This is a genomic window from Myxococcales bacterium, from assembly GCA_022184915.1.
GTDB lineage: Bacteria > Myxococcota_A > Polyangia > Fen-1088 > Fen-1088 > JAGTJU01.
Genome location: JAGTJU010000003.1, coordinates 111,862 through 131,248, shown reverse-complemented (window position 1 = coordinate 131,248; position 19,387 = coordinate 111,862). Strand labels below are relative to the sequence as shown.

Genomic DNA, 19,387 nt, shown 5'->3' with positions numbered 1-19,387 from the left:
AGGGGGCGTCGACTAAAAAACCAAGCTGACTGGTCAGCGCTTCGCAGCTGGTATCTGTGTGGGCCATCCTCCGCTCTGTACCATTGAGGAACCATGCCAACGATAAGGTCGACGAGGGTGCGGAACGCGTGGGTCATGTCTTGGCCGAAAGCTGAAAGGCTGAGGCGTTGCGCGAGATGAACGACGACTATCGTTCGACGCTAATCTTTCCGTACTGGAACGTGTACTGAGAGTCCTCGCAACAGCTTGAATACGAGATCCACATACCACCGTCTTCATCGATCCATTTCGCGTTGAAGCTTGGGTTGTAGATCTCATGCAAGATGCCAGGAACTTCCTTGAAAAGGGCGTCCTTTCTCGAGATGACCCCGCACTCAAAGAAGGGCCCCCAGGGATCGGGAGCGTCGAAGACAGTCATGTGTGCCGGCCCGCCCACATTGCCAGGATTACTGAACGTGATCAGAAAATAGCGGTTGAAGTGCGGGTTGAACACTATGGACTGCATTCCGCCCAGTTCAGCCGAAGGACCCAAGACGTTGAGTGCCTTGTCGAGAGATGCCGACCACCCGCTTCCATCGTAGTACTGGTACTGCGTGACGTCACGAAAGTCGGCTGTCTTTGGTATCCGCGCGACGCGGAGTGCGTTGGTCTCACCCCACCTACCGTCCGTTCCGTAGACGTACATGTAGCCGTCCGTGTTGCCCTCGTAACCGCGCCCGTTTTGTAGAAACGACGGGTAGACGAAGCGCGTGACTGCGGAGCCAGGCCACATCGGACGACTTCGATCGTATTGGAGTGTGCGACCTCCATCGTCAGACCGCGCGATGCCTCCGTTATAGCTGAAATCAACCATCCCAACGTACAGGGTGTCACCTACGAAGATGGTGCTGATGTTGTAGTGGCTCCACGTGTTCCGCATACCCACGCCCATTGCGTCTTCGGAAACGGTACGAAAGGAGGCCGCGGTTAGATTGGGCAGGTCGTCGTCAATCGTAAGGATCGCGTTCGTGACCTTTGGGGCTTCTACACTGACCTTTCCATCACTGAAGCTCGTGTAGGTCTTTCCATCGGCGGCCCAGGACATCATCCAACTGTCGGCCCAGTTGTAGCCAGTGCGACTTACGAAATCCTTCTTGGCGAAGGCGAAGGTCCTGCAAATGGTCCCGTCTCTTCCACCGTCGTTAGTGAGACCACCGAAGGCGTCTTCGGAGGAAGACGCGGCTGCATCAGAGTTGGGGTCGCCCTTCGTAGCGGCGTTTTGCTCGCAGGCCGGGATCGCCCCCGCGATGACCAAACATAGATACAACCGCATCTCTACCGTAATCTGCCTAGGCGCCGATTTTGCAGCATACGGCATAGACACTCTCCAGACCTTCGTTGGCGTCGCATGCCCAGCTCGTGGCAGAAGCCGGGTAGCTGAACTTGACCGCGTAGCTCGCGAACTTGTCCTTCACCTTGCAGCCGCCTCCCGTCACGAGATAACCGCTGCGGCAGGTTGCCGTCCAGGGCGTCGCCGTGTCCGTGCCCTGCACGTAGCAGTTCAGAAACGTATTTTGTGCTGGAGTGCCCGGGTCGCCCTTGGGACCTGCAGGACCTGTCAAGCCGGCCGGGCCTGGGTCGCCTTTGGGCCCGGCAGCTCCTGGGTCGCCCTTTGGCCCTGGGGGGCCTTGAAGTGTCGTGGGATCGCCTACCCATTTCCCGGTCGCATCGATTACGGTTTTTCCTGCAATGCTTACGCTCGCCGGAGTAATGCTCCCAGACACGTTACCGCAGACCAAAGCGTAGGGACTGGAGGCCGTTTCCTCGCGCGGTTCCATTTCCGCGTCGTCGTTGACCCGTAGGCCGATGTAGCGGACAGAGCCATTCCATACGTTGTCGCCGAATGGAATTGTGGAGCCAAGCTGAACGGAAAAGTATCCCTTGTCGAGCGTGACCTGAAAGGTTTCTTCCCAGAGCGCCATTCCCCCGGTTGGCTCTGCGTAGACGGCGAAACGCAGTCTGGCCGTACCCTCAATCGGTACCCCCGCACTGTCCAGAAGTCGACCCTGCTGTGTCAGGCGCTGCGGCACCGCCGCTACAACCTCACAAGGAATTGCCGTCACCGTGAGTCCAAACAAGACGAACGCATAGAGCGAAAGCCGAGAATTCATGAAAGTCACTCCTTTTCGAGGTCGCCAATGGACCCCACCAAACCGCCGATGAATTGATAGTTCGCACTCCTCGAGGTGCGATTGCCCCCTGGTGCCTGTCCGACCGTGACCACTGCGCGATAGTTGGTCGATTTCATCCGAACGCCACCTGGGACGACGGCCCTGCCGGAAGGAGAAGGAATGAAGGTGTGTGGCACGAATGCGTCAGGTGGGATGGCATCGGCCACTCCCAAAACGGGTGCGGCGTCCTCGGGCAGGCTCCCGTCTACGGTAGAGGTCTCGTTGGGCCCGGTGCCCTCACGCCAGCAAAAACCATCCATCGCGCAATAGAAGCCATCTGCACAGCGCTTGGTTGCAGTTTCCGAGCATGCCTGTCGACCGTTTTCCGGAGCTACGTCGACGCTGCACGCAGAAACAATGAAGATCCCCGCCGCCAAAATTGATTGCTTAGTCAAAAACGACCTCCCCAGTGAAGCAACCCGCCTCCGGCTCGAGGCGAAACGGATACGTCTGTTGATTCGTCAAACTTGGATCGAAGTAGTAGCGCCACCCCGGCCGCCGTAGTCGCTGCACCTGCTCCAAGCAAGACCCACTGGAGGGTCCGAGCGCTATTGGCTGAAGAAACCAAGTCGTCGTCGTAGACTGGTGATTCTCTGGCGTCTCTCGCGTCACCTGAGGCCTTGGCTCCAAATGCCACTCCAGTTCCGATCAGGGTGATGCCTGCGGCCACAGCTGTCCAGCCAGGCCAAGCCGGAGGTTGAACGGACCTGTGCGTCTCCGTGGACTGGGTCGTCTGGGAGAGCGGCTCATCTTTAGCCATTTCCACGTCGTTCGGGGGAAGAGATGGCCTCTTCCCCATCGGAGGAAGGCTGACGCTGAAGTCGAGCGTTTGCCCAACGGTTCCCATCTTGGTCTCTCGATACGGCTCGTGACCTTCGGCCGAGACGGTGATCGAAACCGCGCCCGGAGATACAAACATGGGCAATACGCTTGGCAGTGGGCCGGCAACCTCTCCATTGACAACCACCATCGCTCCGTCTGGCGTGCCATCTACCCGGACGCGTACCAAATGCGCCTCGGTTTCGGCGCGGGCCGACTCGAGAACATTTCGGTTCTGAGCGATCCAGGGGTCGGACTCCGCCGTGAGCGCTTCTGCGAGGTGTTGCTGGGCTGCGAGCCAGTCCTCAAGCGATTGTTCGCACAGTCCAAGTTGGGCGGCGGCTCTCGGTGTCCGGCCGATATCGTAAGCGCGGCGGAACTGAATCAGGGCGTCTTGGTCTTTGCCCTTTCGCCTCAGCTCGACGCCCTTTCGTATGAAGAGCTCCTCTCGGCCAGCGGCATGTACCCGAGGTGGGAAGCCGGCGCCGAGAACGGCGAGCACCGTGGCGGAAACGAGCAGGAACCTCATGACGAATCTCAGAGCATCGCGTCTATCACAAATGAGCAGTAAATGCTAGGAGATGCAAGTCCGTGAAAAAGCGAATGGGGGGAGGGAAGCACCTTTGAGGCGCGAAGGGAAGCGCGCAGGGGGTCACAGGTCGGCCGGTAGACCCGGCTAGGGTCGCTCCCGAGTTTTCATCTGTTCCGCGATTCGAGCTGTTGTTCGGGGCACCGTCGTCATCAACTTGCTGACCCTTCGAGTTACTGTCAGCGACGGGGCCGATAGCCGTATGGTCATCGACCTCGCCTTAGTTTCCAGGCGCCGACCGTCTCTTTCCGCTCACGGCGACTTCTTTGCCTTTCCCGCACTTGTCCCACGTGTTCTTTGAACTGCTGCAGGCGCTCTCAAGAGATCCTTTCCTTTGCCCCAGCACACGGTTCGCGAATCCCGCTGCCCGCAGTGCAGGTTGGCGCCCAGCCACACGGTCGAATAGGGGCCCTTGGGCGTGTCGGGCACGATCTCCCCGAACGTCATCGGGACACCATCTACGCCGTACCCGTTGTCGTCCAATTCCTCCAGGGCGCCCTCCACCTCGTATCCCGAGGCAGAGATCTGACGGAAACGAGAGCCGGCTGCGCCCTTCTTCGGTTCCCCGGTTCGTTCGGTACACAGGGCATGCCGATCATGTTGCACGCCGCAGACGAACGCGTTCCCACATGCGATATCCTCGAACCGGCCGAGGATCGGCCGAGGAGCGTCGCCCCAGCAATGGACTTCCCCGTCTTTCGACAAACCACAGGCGAATAGGCCTCTTCGATTGATCGGTTGTGGATTCGTTGTAGACGTCGTCCACTGACCTCCTCCGCAGAGTTTCTTGTAGCTGCCCGGGGGGACGCCCATCTTCGCCCAATCGTGCCCCCTGGCATCAATGAATCCGTCCTTCGTTAGGGAAAGCGTGGCTAGCGACGCAGGATACACGTCGACTGCATCGGGGTTCCACGGGGGTAGCGCCCAGCCTGCAACCGTGAAGCAAATCGGCTTTCCCTCATGCGTTCGCCCGCAAGCAAGCTTGTCGTCCGCGTGAATCGTCGAGAAGCGAAGGTCTGGCACTCTCATGCGCGGCAACGGTTCTCCGTTATCGGCCGGACCTCGCATACAGGCAACGCGACCGTCTTCCAACAGCGCGCAGAAGTTGCTCTCGCCCCCCTCCATATGGACCACCTTCGGCTCGAACGGCGCCTCGGCGGCACTCTCCGTGCTGTTCCAACAGAGCAGTGGGGCAACGCCGTCGGGATCGTCGGAGCCAAGTCCGCAGCGAAGAGGGCTTTCGTCGACCTCGGGAGCCTGCGGCGCGCGGGCCTGTCCCCGATCATTGCGTCCCCAGCAGACGATGTGGCCGTCATCTCGCAGAGCACAAGTATGGAACGCCCCTGCTCCCACCCGAGACCACTTGCCCTTCGGAACAACGCTCTGGCCGCAACTCCATGAAGGCTCGCGACAGTCGTTGGCACCGTGACCCGCGCCCCAGCACGACAGTTCCCCTGTGTCGGAAATGGCGCATGAGTGAAACCGTCCGGCGCTCACTTGCATGAACTCGCCTTTGGGTGGTGTCGCCTGCCCGTGAGTGTTCGAGCCATGGCAGGTCACGGCGCCCTTTGTGTCGATTGCACACAAGTGTCTCCAGCCAACTGCAAGGTCGACAAACTTTCCCGCAAGAGGCTCGGAGACTTCGCAGAACATCGAGTCGTCCGTCCGAATGCCACAGACACCCCAGTCACCTCCGGCAATCTTCTTGAACTTGAACGGGAGGATCGTTTTGTTCGACATGTCAGAGTAGGTCGTCCCATCAAGATCCATATCCCAAACATCCATCTCGCCGAATGCGTCGGCCGTGATTGCTGAACCAGAGAACTCTCGCAACGGGATCTGGCCATTCACCAAGCTCGTCACAACTTCAGGATTGCCGTGATAACTCGTTCCGTCCTCGGCCACAGCGGTAAAGCCTTCGTCGCGGCAAAGGATCCATTTCACAGTGAAGTTGGGTATCTCAACATAGTCGCCTACACCCCAGGCTAGCACTCGCCCGTCTAGCGTTACGCCGCAGTTCAGATGCTGCCCCACTGACAAATCCATGAGCCGAATGCCCGCATTCGGTTGAAGCGATGGTAGGGTAGGCGCTACACCTTGCTGTTCATAGGTCTCTTGCGTAGTGCCGGGAAGCTTCCTTCGACAGGACACCCCAAAGGAAACTCCTACGATCACCAGGCTCAACACTCCAATCCGGAACATCAGCGAAACATTCCTTGCGTTACTGAGGCTCGCCCATCGAGTTTCCGACAGATGACGATGCGTCCATCACCATAGACATCCAGAGCCACTTCCGAACTAACCCCAAAGGGACGTTGCTGGAGCCGGACTGAGAGTTAGAAACACTGGAAGTGCCCACGCTTTGTGGTCATTTCGGATTGTCGAAGTCTGGAAAGGCCGCGCGACGAAAGGTAACTTCCAGTGAGGATAGGAAAACTCGGTTTTGCGGCCCGGATCAAGGGCAATCTTCGCATCGAGTTTGGCGATGAGGATGGCGTCTTTCGCCGGCCTCGAGCTTGTTTGTCGGTACGTCCACCACGATGGCAGGCTGTGCGAGCGACTCGCCGACTGGGCACGACGCCGGGTTTGGTGCGGCGACCTTCCGCTCAAGGGCTTGGTTCTGCTTGTGGTCGCGCTACTGCTCGTCGGCGGCCGCCGACTCCGCCATGTGCGTCGACTTGAGGGTGCTCCGGTCGCGCGTCGGCTCACTGGGCTCGACCGCTTGCCACACGTCGGTCTCTCGCACGAAGGCTCTCGGAGTTCCGAGCGTCGGAGCTCGCCGAGCTCGATCACGTCATTCTGGAAACCTCTGCAGATGCGATTGTGCCGCTGAACCCGCCATTCGACAGGTCCCAGAGCGTTGACAGTCTACAATAAACTCGCGCAAGAAGCTTTGGCCTCCCTTGACCGATCATCCTCGAACATCGACCGGGAAACCATGCTCCGCTTTTTTGTTGCATCGGCCCGATTGTCTCAGGGGAAAAACAACGTCCCTCTAGCCACCATGGTCGAGTATTTTGATAGTCAACAGCACGTACTGTTATCGGCCAAGGAATTGGCGGCCGCAATTGCCCTTTTCGAGGCGAGTGGCCTATGGCAAGTGGTAGAAAGTGACCTCAAGCCTAGGGTCGAGAACTGGACGGAGATTCCGCGGAGTCGAAACGGCCACATCGCAAGCGGCAAACGCGATTTGCGTAAGTGGGAGAAGGTTGTCTACCAAAATTCCTGAGCGGGTGACTCGCCATTCCTTGCCATTGAAGCAATGGTGACATCTCACGGAAAGATCAGAGTTCGACAACGAAGTCTAGGGAAATTCATGGCGAGGGCAGGTAGCGCTTGGACGGGGCGCCGCAATCAGTCCTTTCCTTCCCACACGGTGAGGTCTATCCGTCGAAATGGGTAGGCTTGTCCCTTTCTCAATGCCTCCCCCAGGTCATCGATAGGCGATGCAGAATGATAGACGACAAGCTCTTCATTTCGAGCGCGCTCAGAGAACTGCACGAATATTCGGCCTCTGTTCGAGCGGTTGTTCAGGCTCATCGGAATGTCTTTTGTTTGATCCCTCCGCAGCACAGCGAAGTGGAGATATGAAGGGACATTGCAGTTTGCGTCGAACTCTCGCTTTTGTCCGAGGGGAAGGACCCAGCTGTCTTCGCTGATCAGCGTCTCCATTCCGAATTGACCGCGGAATATGAAGTCACACTTGAGTCCATTCAGGCTATCGGGAGGCGACAACTGCTGCGAATACGTTCGAATGAGGTCCCTGCGTTGAAAGGATCGTGATTGAGATGCAGCTTCAGCCGCGCCCTTGAACCGAGTGCTCTTCGCCCCGTGCTTCTCAAGCAGTGCAATCAACTCCACGTTCTGGACATCACGCTCGTAGGCATGATCAAGGGCAGTCAACCCCTCGTTATCCGGTATGTTTGGGTCGGCCCCGTTCTCTAGAAGAACTCGGGCATACTCAACATCGCTCATTTCACATCCGCTATCGATATTTTCGCGTTCTGCTCTCTCTACTTCTGCAAGCGGAGTATTCCCGTAGGGCCCTCGCCAGTTCACATCGACTCCGCTTTCGAGGATCAGCCTCCATTCACACCGAAGGGCTCGGACATCCAGCAACGAGATGACGTCGTCGGACTGAACGGGAGGAACCCCTCTCGCGAGGAAGTACCGCAAGACTTCCGGCGACGTAACTCGCAACAAAGACCGAACGGAGTCCTGAGTGCGGTTGTCCTTGGCCCTAGGCAGGTTCAAGTCTGCGCCCCGAGAGACGAGATAGTCGAGCATTCTAATTGCAGTCTCGGGACAATCGGCAGACTTGTGCGCCACTAAGCTGACCGGGTTGTACCAGGTCCTCCTCAACTCGGAGCCACTGTCGGCGAGTAGCTTAAGCATGTCGAAATTGCAAGCCTCGATGGCGATGTTGATTGCCGGGGGTCGAGTCATTCTCGGATCCAGTCCCCATCGAAGCAGGGTCCCTACTCGTCGGAGATCACCTGCATACGCAGCGTCCGCAATCATCTGGTGGCGGTTGCGGTAAAGACCGCGGAGGTAGGCACAAAGAACGACGACGAGCAGCGCCAACACGCCAACGCTCGCCACCCTACGGCGAGTTAGCCACCAGAATTTTGGCCGAAAGGCTCGGACTGCATCTTCATCTTCGCGCTCTTCTTTCGTCGGCATATGTCTACCTCGTGAGCAAAGCGCGCTCGATGCTTAATGACTTTCTGGCTACCTCGCCGGAGATCAGGGCCGCATGCCCGGCGAAGGCAGTGCCCCTCCAGACATCCCTCGGGATCGGCTTCATGGCTATCGCCATGTCGTCTTTCGTATCGAACGAGACAGGATCCGGGCTTACCAATCGGAGTCGGTATGTCTCGGCCGTCATAGTGGGGTAGTCGCTGGAAAATGGACGCAGCCCTGGAATGACGGAAAAGCGGCCATCTTGGTTCTCCAGCTGGTACACAAAAGTCACATGTGCAACGAACAGATAGGCAGGGAACGGTAGCCGGAAGAGACCGTCCTTATCCCGAGCCAGGTTCGGTGCTTTGGGGCCGAGTAGTCTCGGATCTCGCAGCGTCTGGGAAAGCCTCATGGCTGTAACCTCCCGTACAGGCCTCTCCAGGTCTACTGACAACAACGTGACGCCATACGCGGGGCCTGCAGGCATCGCGTCGGCCAATTCCCGCAGCCCCTTCAGGATGCCGCCCTTTTCTTGGCTCAACTGGAGCCATGCAGGGAAACGAATGTGGTCGACAGGCCATCCTGACTTTTGGTTGAGGTAGCGCGCGTACGCCACAACAACGAGCTCAAGGGGTTCGCCCCAGTCACAAGGGACGGCCCGATCGTACGCGTCGACCCGGTTCGCGAAGAATGGGGTATCAGAAGCGGATCGCATTGCCGTATGCCATGACGCCGTCGGTCCACCTGCTCGCACAAACGCCCCGACTATGCCCGCCTTGTCCTTGTTGTCGTTGGACAGGACCAGGTTCCCGTATTTCGCCGCTGAGGTTCTATTCTCCTGAAAGTCATTGTCCAGGATCATGTCCACGAACATGGGAACCTGAATGGGGATCTCCAGCTTGACGAGTTTACCTTCGCCCCCGATATTGATTGTCTTTTCATCATCGCCCACCTTCAGACGAAACGTGTAGTTGAGCTCTGCGCAGCTTGAAACCGACAACGCTCCGAAGGGCTTCAAGCCCTGAATGGTGTGACCGTGAAAGTTGTAGAAGGGAAAGAAGATGCAAGCATAAGCGCTGTCGTCCGACGCGTACCGTGCCTCGGGAGTGCCAGGAAGGTAGAACTTTCCAGCGACAGCGCCATTGTCCCCCAAGCTCGTTCTTTCCAGTGCGCTCTTGTAAACAGGACCTTCGGATTCGAAGAATACGAGCTCTTGGCGAAGAAGCTGCAACGACACGGGCGTACCCGTGAGATCCGACTTGCTCTTGAAGATGGCACACACCCGAATAGGGGTGACCGGTGTGATCGCAAAATCAGCCTGTTTCAGAGCAATCCACGGGTCTTCGGGCTTTCTGCGAACGTACACCTCCGTATAACAGAGAGCGTGGTCGAGAACGCCCGCGAAGTTCAGCGAGAATGCCTTCGCCAACTCGAATGCATTCTTCGACTCCACGCCATGCACGGGAAAGAACCTCTGGAACGCCAGATGTCTCTGAATTTCCGGAAGCATCGTGGGCCACCGAGGCGGGCCATGGCGAAAATTCTCCTGGTAAATCTCGTCGGTCCATCTTTGATTTTTGTTCCCGGCGACATATAGCCATAACTCGTCGAGAGGAACGCCACTGAGAACTGGCACCGACACCTTCTTACCTGATGTGATGAAGTTCTCTATGTACTCGGAGATTCTGTACTGCTCTACCTTCCTCTTGAACCTGCCCTCATCCGGCAACCGAGTTCCACAGCGCTCTATCAGACGCACCAATCCGATGAGGACCATTGTCCTCAAGCGAAGCTGAACCGCCGGGTCGGCATCTGGGTTCGATGACCTGATCTCGGCAATCGCCTCACACTGGGCGGCATGGAGCTGAGCCGTTTCCCTGTTCCGAGCGTTCACAGACCGATGCCTCCACAGATGCGAGTCGATGAGCTTGTCGATCTCGGTGGCAACCGTGGAGATGGCGTCCCACGTATCCACCGCGAACAACGCCACTTGGGCGAATTCGCTTGCGATCGGAACGTGCACGGCCGCCTTTAGCGCAAGAGTTATCGAACGCTTGAGCGCTTCTTTCTGTTTCTCGTCGTAAGCCAAACGCTCTGCGTCTGCCAGCTTCCGTAGCGCCACGACACGCTCGATGGCGGGCAGGCAAGGAGCGCTCCCGAACCTTCTCGAGTAGGTTCGTGTCCCTTGAGACAAGCGTTCATTCGCGACTCGAACATCACCCGCCTTTTCCCAGAGCTCATTCCACAGAGCTATGGTCTGCTCGAGGGTTACAGCCGTATCGAGTGCGGAGAGTGCTCTTGACGACCGCTGTCCTCCGCCCACCATCTGGTCGAGTACGGACTGTCTGGACGACGCTGTTGACTTGACCAGGGTTTTAAGCGTGACCGGATTGATTTTGTCCTTGAAGCGGACGACGTAGTTACCAAGTCTATTGTCGTGCGCCCGATCCGCCGTCCTCCCAATCGCATCTATGACGGCATCTCGCCACTTCGTTCTTAGAAACAGGCGCTGAAGTAGGTTGCCGTCGACCATGGATTCCACGAGTCCAAGCACCTTGGCGTTCTCGCTGGCGATCCTCAGTTTCTTCCACTTCTCGGCGGTCTCCTTCGCCGACTCGTAAACAGTGTGCAAGGACAGGATGGCTGAGGCGACCTTCTGATCGCCCTCGGCCAAGGCCGCCTTTGAAACGGATTCCAAAGCGGCCTTTACAACTGTCTTGGCATTCTCGGAGAGCTCTGCATTGATGGCACCGACAGCCATCTTCTGCTTTTCATAGGCTACGGCGAAGGAGGCTTTGAACCTTAGCGTTGCCGGCGCGGCAGCCGCATATTCTGGCTCGGTGGGAACAGATGAGCTCACCGCTTCGGGAGTAAGAATGTGGGGGTATCTCTCCGGGAAGTCTATGAGCAGAGCGGACTCGACTGACGGAAGGTCGAATACGTGGAAGTCAAACTCGCTGAAAAGGTTCGTTGTGGCGAACGCAACCTCGAAAGAACGCTTGAGCTTAGCCCCAGAATCGAACCTCCGATGCAAATCTGGACGAAAGGCCGATGCCGGGCAGTCAACGACGTACGTCCCCGGCTTGAGGTGACTCCCAGATGACGAATAGGAGATGAAGGATGCCGGCCTTTTGTGACCAATCGCCAGGTGAACGGGATTTGGTGCCCGAGAGAAGGCCACCTTTTCATCTGGATCCGCGACGTTGTAGACGCTCAAGGTCGACGGCGCATCCTGAAGAACATCTTCTGGGATTAGAAAAGAGAGCAAGCGAGTGCACGGGACGATCTGCGCCTGGTAGGTTTCACCATCTTTGAAATGTGCCTTGATTTCCTGCAACTCCAGCTCTTCTGGGTGGAGATCTTTACGCACGAACTTGGCCGGCAGTGTTTTGAGCGCGTGATCGAAATTGTCCTGCTGGAGCAGTTTTACAAGCTCGGCTTGCCAACCTTCACCCAGGGCGATGTATGCCTGTCGCAAGAGCCCAGGCGGTGCGAGATTCACTTCCCACGGTTTCGCCGCAGGAAGATTTATCTCCTTGAGCTGTTTGAATGTTTTGTCGACGCTGCTCGTCAGCCCGCGGTCATCTGTTCCGACCATAGAAACGCCGTGAGGCGTTTTGAAGGTGAAGTAGCGATACTTTAGGGGACGAAGCGTCCCTGAGATCGGCAGGCCGGTCTCGCCATGCAGGAAGGCCGAGATGAGGTAATGCCGAGCGAACTGTGCTTTTTCAGCCATGAGCTTCGCCCTGAGTGAGTTCCTTTTGTTCGTTCTCCAACTCGTCGGGCGACATGTCCCAAAAGAGAACGTCAGGACCGCAGCCCTCGTCGGGACCATGATCCCGAATGAGCGTGTAGCGGCGCAGTCGGCGCGTATTCTTGAACTTCACTAGCACCCAATCCCGTCCCTGCTTCGTCATCTCGGCAGGCCCCACACGCTCAACTTCGTTCCCCTCTCCGTCAAGGAGAATGAGCTCGTCGTCTTTAGCCCCGGGCGCATCAGGATCGAACTGCAGTAGAATCTCCCAGATCGAAGGCACGATCTTGAGGCACCCCCCCTCGGTCCGTTGACCCGCGGCCTCGGCTGAAATGATGAACTCGTGTGTGTCCGGCACCACTCGGCCGGCTTCGACGTGTTCAGGCACCCGCCAACTGGCGTGAGCCATATCTGGTGTGTCTCCGTCACCGACGGAGCCCGAAAGGACCTCGACCACATCCTGGGTGGCTGCGTCCGTAATGACGAACGTCACGCCCGTACCCTTCGAGAAGCCCGAAGTGGTCACACGCACGTAGACTTCATCGTCTATGGATGCGGTCGCCGCGGACCGTTCGTGGCTTCCGACAGGCTCCTCAGCGAGCCACCGGGGCTCCTTCAGCCGTTCCTCAGCAAGCTTCTTGAGCTTTGCGGGGGTGACTACCTCCTCGACGGAAATGGGCCTCGCGGCCTGGACGGAAGGAGCACGCAATAGGACGAAACCAAGCTGACCTGCGGGGGCTCGAAGGTCGACGATGCTCTTCGTCAGCAACTCGAGCTTGGGCGCGGCCATGGGCTTTCGGCTGGTCTTGACGGTGTTCGTGACAATCGCCTGCGCCTCAGCCGCTGGAACGACGTCGTAGTCCGCCTCGCGACGAATCTCGATGGCGGACTCGCGACCGACGAGCCGGTGGGCACGCATCCCGACCAGGAACTCGCGGCCGAAGAGGGCGACGAAGGTGTCGTAGGCGGCCCAGCTACGATCGGCGGGATCGTCTGATTCCGAGTTGCCCTCACGTGCAAGGACCAACCTGCCCCAGCGGAGCGCTTTCACGAGGACCCCTACCATCAACTCTGAGTCGGCCACGATCCGTGGACTGAACTCTCCGAGCTGGTCGATAAGGTCCCATGCCGCACCGGGATGCCAGTCCACAGCCTGTCGCAGTGCTTGCTCGAGCGCCCTGTCGGGAAGGTTGAATGACACGGCACTGTCCTCGCCCGGCCTCACCGGGCGCCGCAGCTCGAACGAGCCGAAGATGTTTTCGATGCGTATGGCCATACGGAAGCTCCCATCAATCAGGCGTGTGGACCTGTCGAAGCATCTGCAGTTCTCTGTGCAAGGTACGTGATGACCGCATCAAGGCTGCCTTCAACAGATCTGCCGCAAGCAGAACAAAAACACAGAAGGCACTTGCAGCTGGGCTTCCTCCTTGTGGCATCGTCGGGCGCCAAATCTCGATTATCGGCTCATTCTGGAAAGAAGTTGCTGGGATTATTCCTGAAGGACGCGCTACCAGGCGGACGACTCAGGTTTATACCTGCGAAGTTGGCTGGCGGCATCTCCGCGGTTCCATTCGGCGGCGAACTTCTTCACCCGAAGAGCCCTGCCCGGTAGCTAATTTTGCGCCAGAACGAAACGTGGCTTACGTTGTTTTGCAGAGGATCGGCCGCCCCCAGTTCCCCACTCAGGGCGCTATCGTGAACTCGAACTGGTTTTGGTCGTTGGTCAGGTAGGTGTTGAGATGGGGCGAGTAGGAGCGGGCTCGTACCGCGTATGCGTATGACGTGGAAGGCAACCTGGTGAAGACGCTGGGGGCCGAGTGGCAGTGGGCGTGCGAGTGGAACGGGGCGGGGCAGTAGGTGCTGGTGCAGGAGATCATAGGCATGCCAGCCTGGGACTACAGGTGAGCGCCTGCTCGTGCAAAGCCTCCGCTCAACGACGCCACCTCTCCGCATCGTTATTTGACTCGATCAGCAACTGGCAGTCACCAGGAAGGATACCGTCGAGCTTAAATATGCTGTCTTCGATGCACCCGGTCCTGACCTCTCCACCTGGCAACCGCATTTCGAAATCCATCGGATAGGGCAGTCCATCCTCATCGACAATCTCTACTTCTATCCACTGCTTGGCGGCGAGCTTCTTTAGCTTCTCCGGAGTTATTGCCTCCTCCGACGAAAGCCGTCTACTTGCCTGGACGGAAGGAGCACGCAATAGGACGAAACCAAGTTGACCTGCGGGGGCTCGAAGGTCGACGATGCTCTTCGTCAGCAACTCGAGCTTGGGAGCGGCCATGGGCTTTCGGCTGGTCTTGACGGAGTTCGTGACAATCGCCTGCGCCTCGGCCGCTGGAACGACGTCGTAGTCCGCCCCGCGACGAATCTCGATGGCGGACTCGCGACTGACGAGCCGGTGGGCGCGCATCCCGACCAGGAACTCGCGGCCGAAGAGGGCGACGAAGGTGTCGTAGGCGGCCCAGCTACGATCGGCGGGATCGTCTGATTCCGAGTTGCCCTCACCTGCAAGGACCAACCTGCCCCAGCGGAGCGCTTCCACGAGGACACCTACCATCAACTCCGGGGCGGCCACGATCCGTGGACTGAACTCTCCGAGCTGGTCGATAAGGTCCCATGCCGCACCGGGATGCCAGTCCACGGCCTGTCGCAATGCTTGCTCGAGCGCCCTGTCGGGAAGGTTGAATGACACGGCACTGTCCTCGCCCGGCCTCACCGGGCGCCGCAGCTCGAACGAGCCGAAGATGTTTTCGATGCGTATGGCCATACGGAAGCTCCCATCAATCAGGCGTGTGGACCTGTCGAAGCATCTGCAGTTCTCTGTGCAAGGTACGTGATGGCCGCATCAAGGTCGACCTTCAAGGGCATCGTCGGGCGCCAATCCCTATTGTCGGCTCATTCTGGAAAGAAGTTGCTGGGGTCATTCCGACAGGTGGCTTACGTTGTTTCGCAGAGGACCCGCCCCCCGAGTCCCCCACTCAGGGCGCTATCGTGAACTCGAACTGGTTTTGGTCGTCGGTCAGGTAGGTGTTGAGATGGGGAGAGTAGGAGCGGGCTCGTACGGTGGCTCTGTTGGCGAGGAACTCGAAGATGCGGAGGAACCCACCGCCGCCGAGGGGGCGCTCTTGGTAGTTGACGGCCAGCTGGTGCACCTCGATGCCCGCGTCGTTTTTGCTGACCATGCGGCCAAGCCCATCCTTGGCAACATGTCCGCTCAGCACGATGCGCACGTTCGGTGAGACGCGGATGAGCTCGTCCCAGATCTCTTGGCCGTCGTTGATGGCGGCGCCCTCGGCCGTGGGGCCAAAGTACCAGTGAGGATTCCAGGCTTGGGAGGCGCTTCGGCGTTGGAAGTCGTAGCGAGTCTCGTCGAAGTACATATAGGCGTGCGTGGTGACGATGGCCCGGCGGTTGGCGTGCGCGGCAAGCACGCCTTTGGCCCACGCCAACGTCGTATCGCGGGGCGCCCACTCCAAGCCCAGCACCACCCAAGGCTCGCCATTGATGTCGACGAGATGGTAGCTGTTCTCTGCCGTATCGAGGGCGCCACCAAACGTGGGCATGCCAGCAAAGCGGCTGAGTGGGAAGTATTGATCGAACTTCGTTCCGCGGGGGACCCCCGCGCCGTTGAGTCCATGGTCGTGATTGCCCGTGGAAAGAAGCAAGGGCTGGGTTGGGGGAAGCAGACCAAACGCGCCGGCGGCGACGGCCCACTCGGCATCGTCATTCCGTTCGACGATGTCGCCCACGTTGACGAGAATGATTGTCGAGAGGGCCCCCAGGTTTTCGGCCGCCCAGGATGTTTGGCGACGGAAGATGCTGGGGCCGTCAAAGGGGCCGCTGATGTACGAATAATTCTGCGTGTCAGGGAACACGATGAGGGACGTACTGCCGGGCTCGAACACACTCGGCGCGGGAGGAACGTAAGGGGCGGTGACTTGCGGTGGCCCGAGAAGGCCCCGCTCGAGAAGATGAACGTACGTACCGAGGTTCCTGAAGAACGTCTGGGCTCGGAAAGACACCTCGGGCTCCACGACCACACGGCCCTTGTTGTCGGTCAGCTTGTCCAAAGGCAGTGCCGTCATCAGCACTCTGCCGGCACCACTGGCCGAAGCGCCTTCCAGGAGTGCGGGGAACTCGCCGTTGCGACGTCCAGCGATGAGAACGGAAAAGCCGGTTTGGTCGTATAAACAGTCCCAACACGCGGGTCGCAAGGGAATGCCCGAGGGCGGGGTGGGGCTGGGCATCAGGATGAGGCGATCGGTGCGGTCTGCCTCGGCCAGGTTTGCCACCAGCGGGTGACCCGGCGCCACGACGAACACTTCGGCGATGTCCTCGGGGGTGCGCTTGAAAGAAAGGTTCGCAGGTAAGAGCGCAGGCTGCCCTTCGCGCTCGGAAGCCTGCGTCAGCTGGAGCAAGGTTCCCCCAGCGTCGACAAAGCGCTGCATGCCTGCGGCACGGGCGGATGCATAGGTGGCATAGCGAGGATCGTCAGAGACGAAGCTGCCAAGGGCGATCAGGTCGACCCCCAGCGTATCGGGGTCCCTGTCGAGCGGTAGCCTCACCACCTGGAAGCCGGCGTCCTGCAGAGCTCGTGAAAGACCGGCCAACCCGGTGCGGGCGTCCCTCAATTCCCAAACGGCGGCGCGCAAGCCGGCGCCGGAGGCCGGAATGCAGTCCGCGGCCCCTTCGTCGGCAAGGGAGCCATCATGAAGGGAGAAGCCCACGCCTGCATCGCCAACGCAGGGCACGCCACCATCCCGAACGAATGCGCCATCCTCAGCGCACGCCAGTACCAAGGTTGACGCCAGGAAGAGAGTCGCCAAGTGCTTCATGGTCGAGGGACGTCAAGCATCTCACGGCATGGGCCGACGTGTCGCTTGAAATGGTACGTGTGATACCCTGCCTTCGAGGCATCAAAGGCGACGCAGAGCCGTGAACGGCTTTGCGTCTGCTGGTCTCGTCGCGTAGGGGGCGTGTCAGGGCTCGAGGCCGACGTACAGCGCTTCGTTGCCCTCGCCTTTGCCGCCGTTCTTGGTGTTCACCCAGTTGCGCGTCTCGGTGCCTTGGCGTTCGCGCACGAGGTACTTGTACACGGGCGCACCGTCGTGGGTCGCCCAGGTGACATACGAAAGGCTCGCGCTGGCGTTGTCGATCACGAACAAGGGGTTGCCCTCGATGAGGGCATTGACGCCGTCGGCGGCGTCCCAGTTTTGACGGTAAGTGCCGCCCAGAAGCTCGGTGCGGCCGCCGTCACGCGTGGCGAGCTTGGTGGCGTAGTCCTCTGTCTTCTGGCCCAAGATCCAGACCTTGCTTGCCGTGTTCACGATGTTGGCGCGGTCGTTGCCGCCCATCTCGGTGTTGATGTCGCGCACCCAGGCGTCCACCCCGTCGAAGAGGAAGGGGTGGCCCACGATGCTCTCGATGAACACGCGTCCGCCCTTGCCGCCGGCAGCCGTGCGGTACGAGCCACTGCCGTGCCGGAAAACCACGGTGCGGGGAGCGGCCTGTTCCACCGTTACGCCTGAGGTCGAGCCATAGTTCTCGTAGAGCAGCTCGAGGATCACCGCCTCCGACTCTCCCGCGCCCAAACGAAACACGGGGGTGGTTCCCGTTTTGTAGTTGAGTGTACGAACGCCCAGGCCCATGAGCTTCTGCACCTTGTTGCGCAACTCGACCGTTTTTTCGATGTTGCCTCCCGTGATGTAGATGGTTTCTTTGCCGCCATCGATCGCCGCCTGCAGGGCTTGCGAGATGTCTCCGCTGCCGCCCACCACGGCGTAGCGGGTGGGATCGGTTGGATATTGCCGCTCGGGGCTCTCCTGCACCGGAAGGTTCAAGGGGCCTCTGCCGGTGTTGGGCCAGCTGCCCGTGGGAGGCGACGACGTCCAGGTGCCGATCTTCGGTCCGGTGACCTTGCCCGACTTGGCATCGATGGCCGTTTCGTAGCCGCTGGTGTTCACGTCCGAGAGCAGCGCCCGGCCCTCACCGAGCTCCACGGCGGTGCCGCCGGGGCCCTCTGCGAACGTCGAGTCCACCAGCACGGTGAGTCCGCCCGAAGCCTTGAGTGCGCGCTTGCACCCGAAGGTTTGCAGATTGCGGATGCTCACGCCGTAGCCCGTGTTCTCGAGGCCGGTTTCGCAGTGGCGCACGCTGATGTGCTCGAGCGTGGTGTGGTTCTGCGCGCTGCCGATCCGGATGCCTGTGCGGAACCCGTCGATGTCCAGGTAGCGGGCGTTGCCGGGGCCAAACCAGATGTCATCGAAGGCCACGCCCACGTGGCCCGGATGGTTGACCGGGTCAGCCGCCCGCACGGCGACGTCTTTGATCGCGCCCGTGTTGTTGGTGTGAAAGTTCAAGGCGATCGCGCCGGGGTTGTCTTTGCCGATCTCGATCGTCAGGTGATAGATGTACATGTGCATGTTCTGCTCGGCCTGCTGGGCCGAGGCGCGGGTGTGGATGAACACGCGCGGCTCGTTGACGTTGCCGAAGCCTGCGGCCTTGTCCGCCAGACGAATGATGGTGCGGCTGCGCTGCTCGCCGATCAGCAACACCCGTTTTTTCTTCATGGCCGCCTCGCCGTAGCGCAGCGGCGACTTGATGAGGTAAGTGCCCGCAGGAATGAAGATCGTGCGGGGGTCGTCGCCTTCGATCGCCTTTTTGAAGGCTTGCGTATCGTCGGCTTTGCCGTCGCCCACGGCGTTGAAGTCGCGTTTGATGTTGGCCATCCCGCTTCCCGGTGGCTCGACGAACTTGGGCTCGAAGCCGTGATGATGCGCGAAGAGGGACTTTCCCTGTGGGGGAGGGCCGGGCAGCGGAGGCGCCCCGCCTTGGCTCGAGCCGCCGCCCGTCATGCCTCCGCTGGACGTCAGGCCCCCGCCGCTGCCGCCCGCGGGCTCATCCGGTGCATCGCTGCCCGCACTGCCGCCTTTCGCACTGCCGCCTCCCGCGCCGCCTGCGCGGCCCGCGGTGCCCCCGCGTCCGCCGCTGCCCGGATTCGTCCCTCCCGCGTTCTCCTCCCCGCCGCTGCCGCTGCCCCCGGGGCCGTCCTCCTCACCGGGCGAGACGCCGGCGCTGCAGGCCGCGAAAAAACACAAGACGCACGCGAGCTTCCGAACATCGTACTTCATGATGTGACCCCCCCGGCAGAACATGGCCTATGAGCAAGTCGTATGCGCAGGGGCCAAGAGGTCAACGGTGGGACAAAAGCGCCGGCGTGGCAAGCCCGATGCGGAGGTGGGGCCTGTTTGACGTGAGGCAAAAATCGGGCCGAGGCTGTTGTTGGACGCCAACAGGGGTGTTGCCTGCAGCCAACCCGTGGGC

At 59.8% G+C, this 19,387-nt stretch carries 12 protein-coding genes; 1 reads left to right on the top strand and 11 read right to left on the bottom strand.

Going from position 1 to position 19,387, the window contains the following annotated elements; genetic code table 11:
- Positions 1-187: 187 nt before the first annotated feature.
- The 5 genes from KA712_12030 to KA712_12010 all read right to left on the bottom strand — a co-directional run bounded on the left by KA712_12030 (position 188) and on the right by KA712_12010 (position 5,664).
- A complete protein-coding gene (locus KA712_12030; protein ID MCG5053682.1) occupies positions 188-1,294 on the bottom strand; it encodes a DUF4185 domain-containing protein in 1,107 nt (368 codons plus the stop codon).
- 34 nt (positions 1,295-1,328) lie between these two features.
- Positions 1,329-2,150 (bottom strand): collagen-like protein, encoded by an 822-nt coding sequence (locus KA712_12025; protein MCG5053681.1) that lies wholly within the window; start codon positions 2,148-2,150, stop codon positions 1,329-1,331.
- A gap of 5 nt (positions 2,151-2,155) precedes the next feature.
- On the bottom strand, positions 2,156-2,605 hold the full coding sequence (locus KA712_12020; GenBank protein ID MCG5053680.1) for a hypothetical protein: 450 nt from the start codon (positions 2,603-2,605) through the stop codon (positions 2,156-2,158).
- Positions 2,602-3,558 carry a PEGA domain-containing protein gene (locus KA712_12015; GenBank protein ID MCG5053679.1) on the bottom strand — a complete coding sequence of 319 codons (957 nt, stop codon included), beginning with the start codon at positions 3,556-3,558 and terminating at the stop codon, positions 2,602-2,604. The genes KA712_12020 and KA712_12015 overlap by 4 nt, the downstream gene beginning before the upstream one ends.
- A 312-nt stretch (positions 3,559-3,870) precedes the next feature.
- Entirely contained in the window at positions 3,871-5,664 is a 1,794-nt protein-coding gene (locus KA712_12010; GenBank protein MCG5053678.1) for a hypothetical protein, read from the bottom strand.
- A gap of 814 nt (positions 5,665-6,478) precedes the next feature.
- Here KA712_12010 and KA712_12005 point away from each other — a divergent pair.
- Complete coding sequence (locus KA712_12005; GenBank protein ID MCG5053677.1) at positions 6,479-6,847, top strand: hypothetical protein; 369 nt, start codon at positions 6,479-6,481, stop codon at positions 6,845-6,847.
- 125 nt (positions 6,848-6,972) lie between these two features.
- Here the strand turns inward: KA712_12005 and KA712_12000 are convergent, their stop codons facing one another.
- The 6 genes from KA712_12000 to KA712_11975 all read right to left on the bottom strand — a co-directional run bounded on the left by KA712_12000 (position 6,973) and on the right by KA712_11975 (position 19,194).
- Positions 6,973-8,301, bottom strand: a complete 1,329-nt coding sequence (locus tag KA712_12000; protein ID MCG5053676.1) for an ankyrin repeat domain-containing protein — start codon at positions 8,299-8,301, stop codon at positions 6,973-6,975.
- A 4-nt stretch (positions 8,302-8,305) separates the two neighbouring features.
- Positions 8,306-12,037: a hypothetical protein gene (locus tag KA712_11995; GenBank protein ID MCG5053675.1), complete on the bottom strand. Its 3,732-nt coding sequence runs from the start codon at positions 12,035-12,037 to the stop codon at positions 8,306-8,308.
- Positions 12,030-13,331, bottom strand: coding sequence for a hypothetical protein (locus KA712_11990; protein ID MCG5053674.1), 1,302 nt, complete (start codon positions 13,329-13,331; stop codon positions 12,030-12,032). The genes KA712_11995 and KA712_11990 overlap by 8 nt, the downstream gene beginning before the upstream one ends.
- A 654-nt stretch (positions 13,332-13,985) precedes the next feature.
- Positions 13,986-14,831, bottom strand: coding sequence for a hypothetical protein (locus KA712_11985; protein MCG5053673.1), 846 nt, complete (start codon positions 14,829-14,831; stop codon positions 13,986-13,988).
- A gap of 211 nt (positions 14,832-15,042) precedes the next feature.
- Positions 15,043-16,899 carry a metallophosphoesterase gene (locus KA712_11980; GenBank protein MCG5053672.1) on the bottom strand — a complete coding sequence of 619 codons (1,857 nt, stop codon included), beginning with the start codon at positions 16,897-16,899 and terminating at the stop codon, positions 15,043-15,045.
- A gap of 144 nt (positions 16,900-17,043) precedes the next feature.
- A complete protein-coding gene (locus KA712_11975) occupies positions 17,044-19,194 on the bottom strand; it encodes a glycoside hydrolase family 55 protein (GenBank protein MCG5053671.1) in 2,151 nt (716 codons plus the stop codon).
- Between the last annotated feature and the right edge of the window lie 193 nt (positions 19,195-19,387).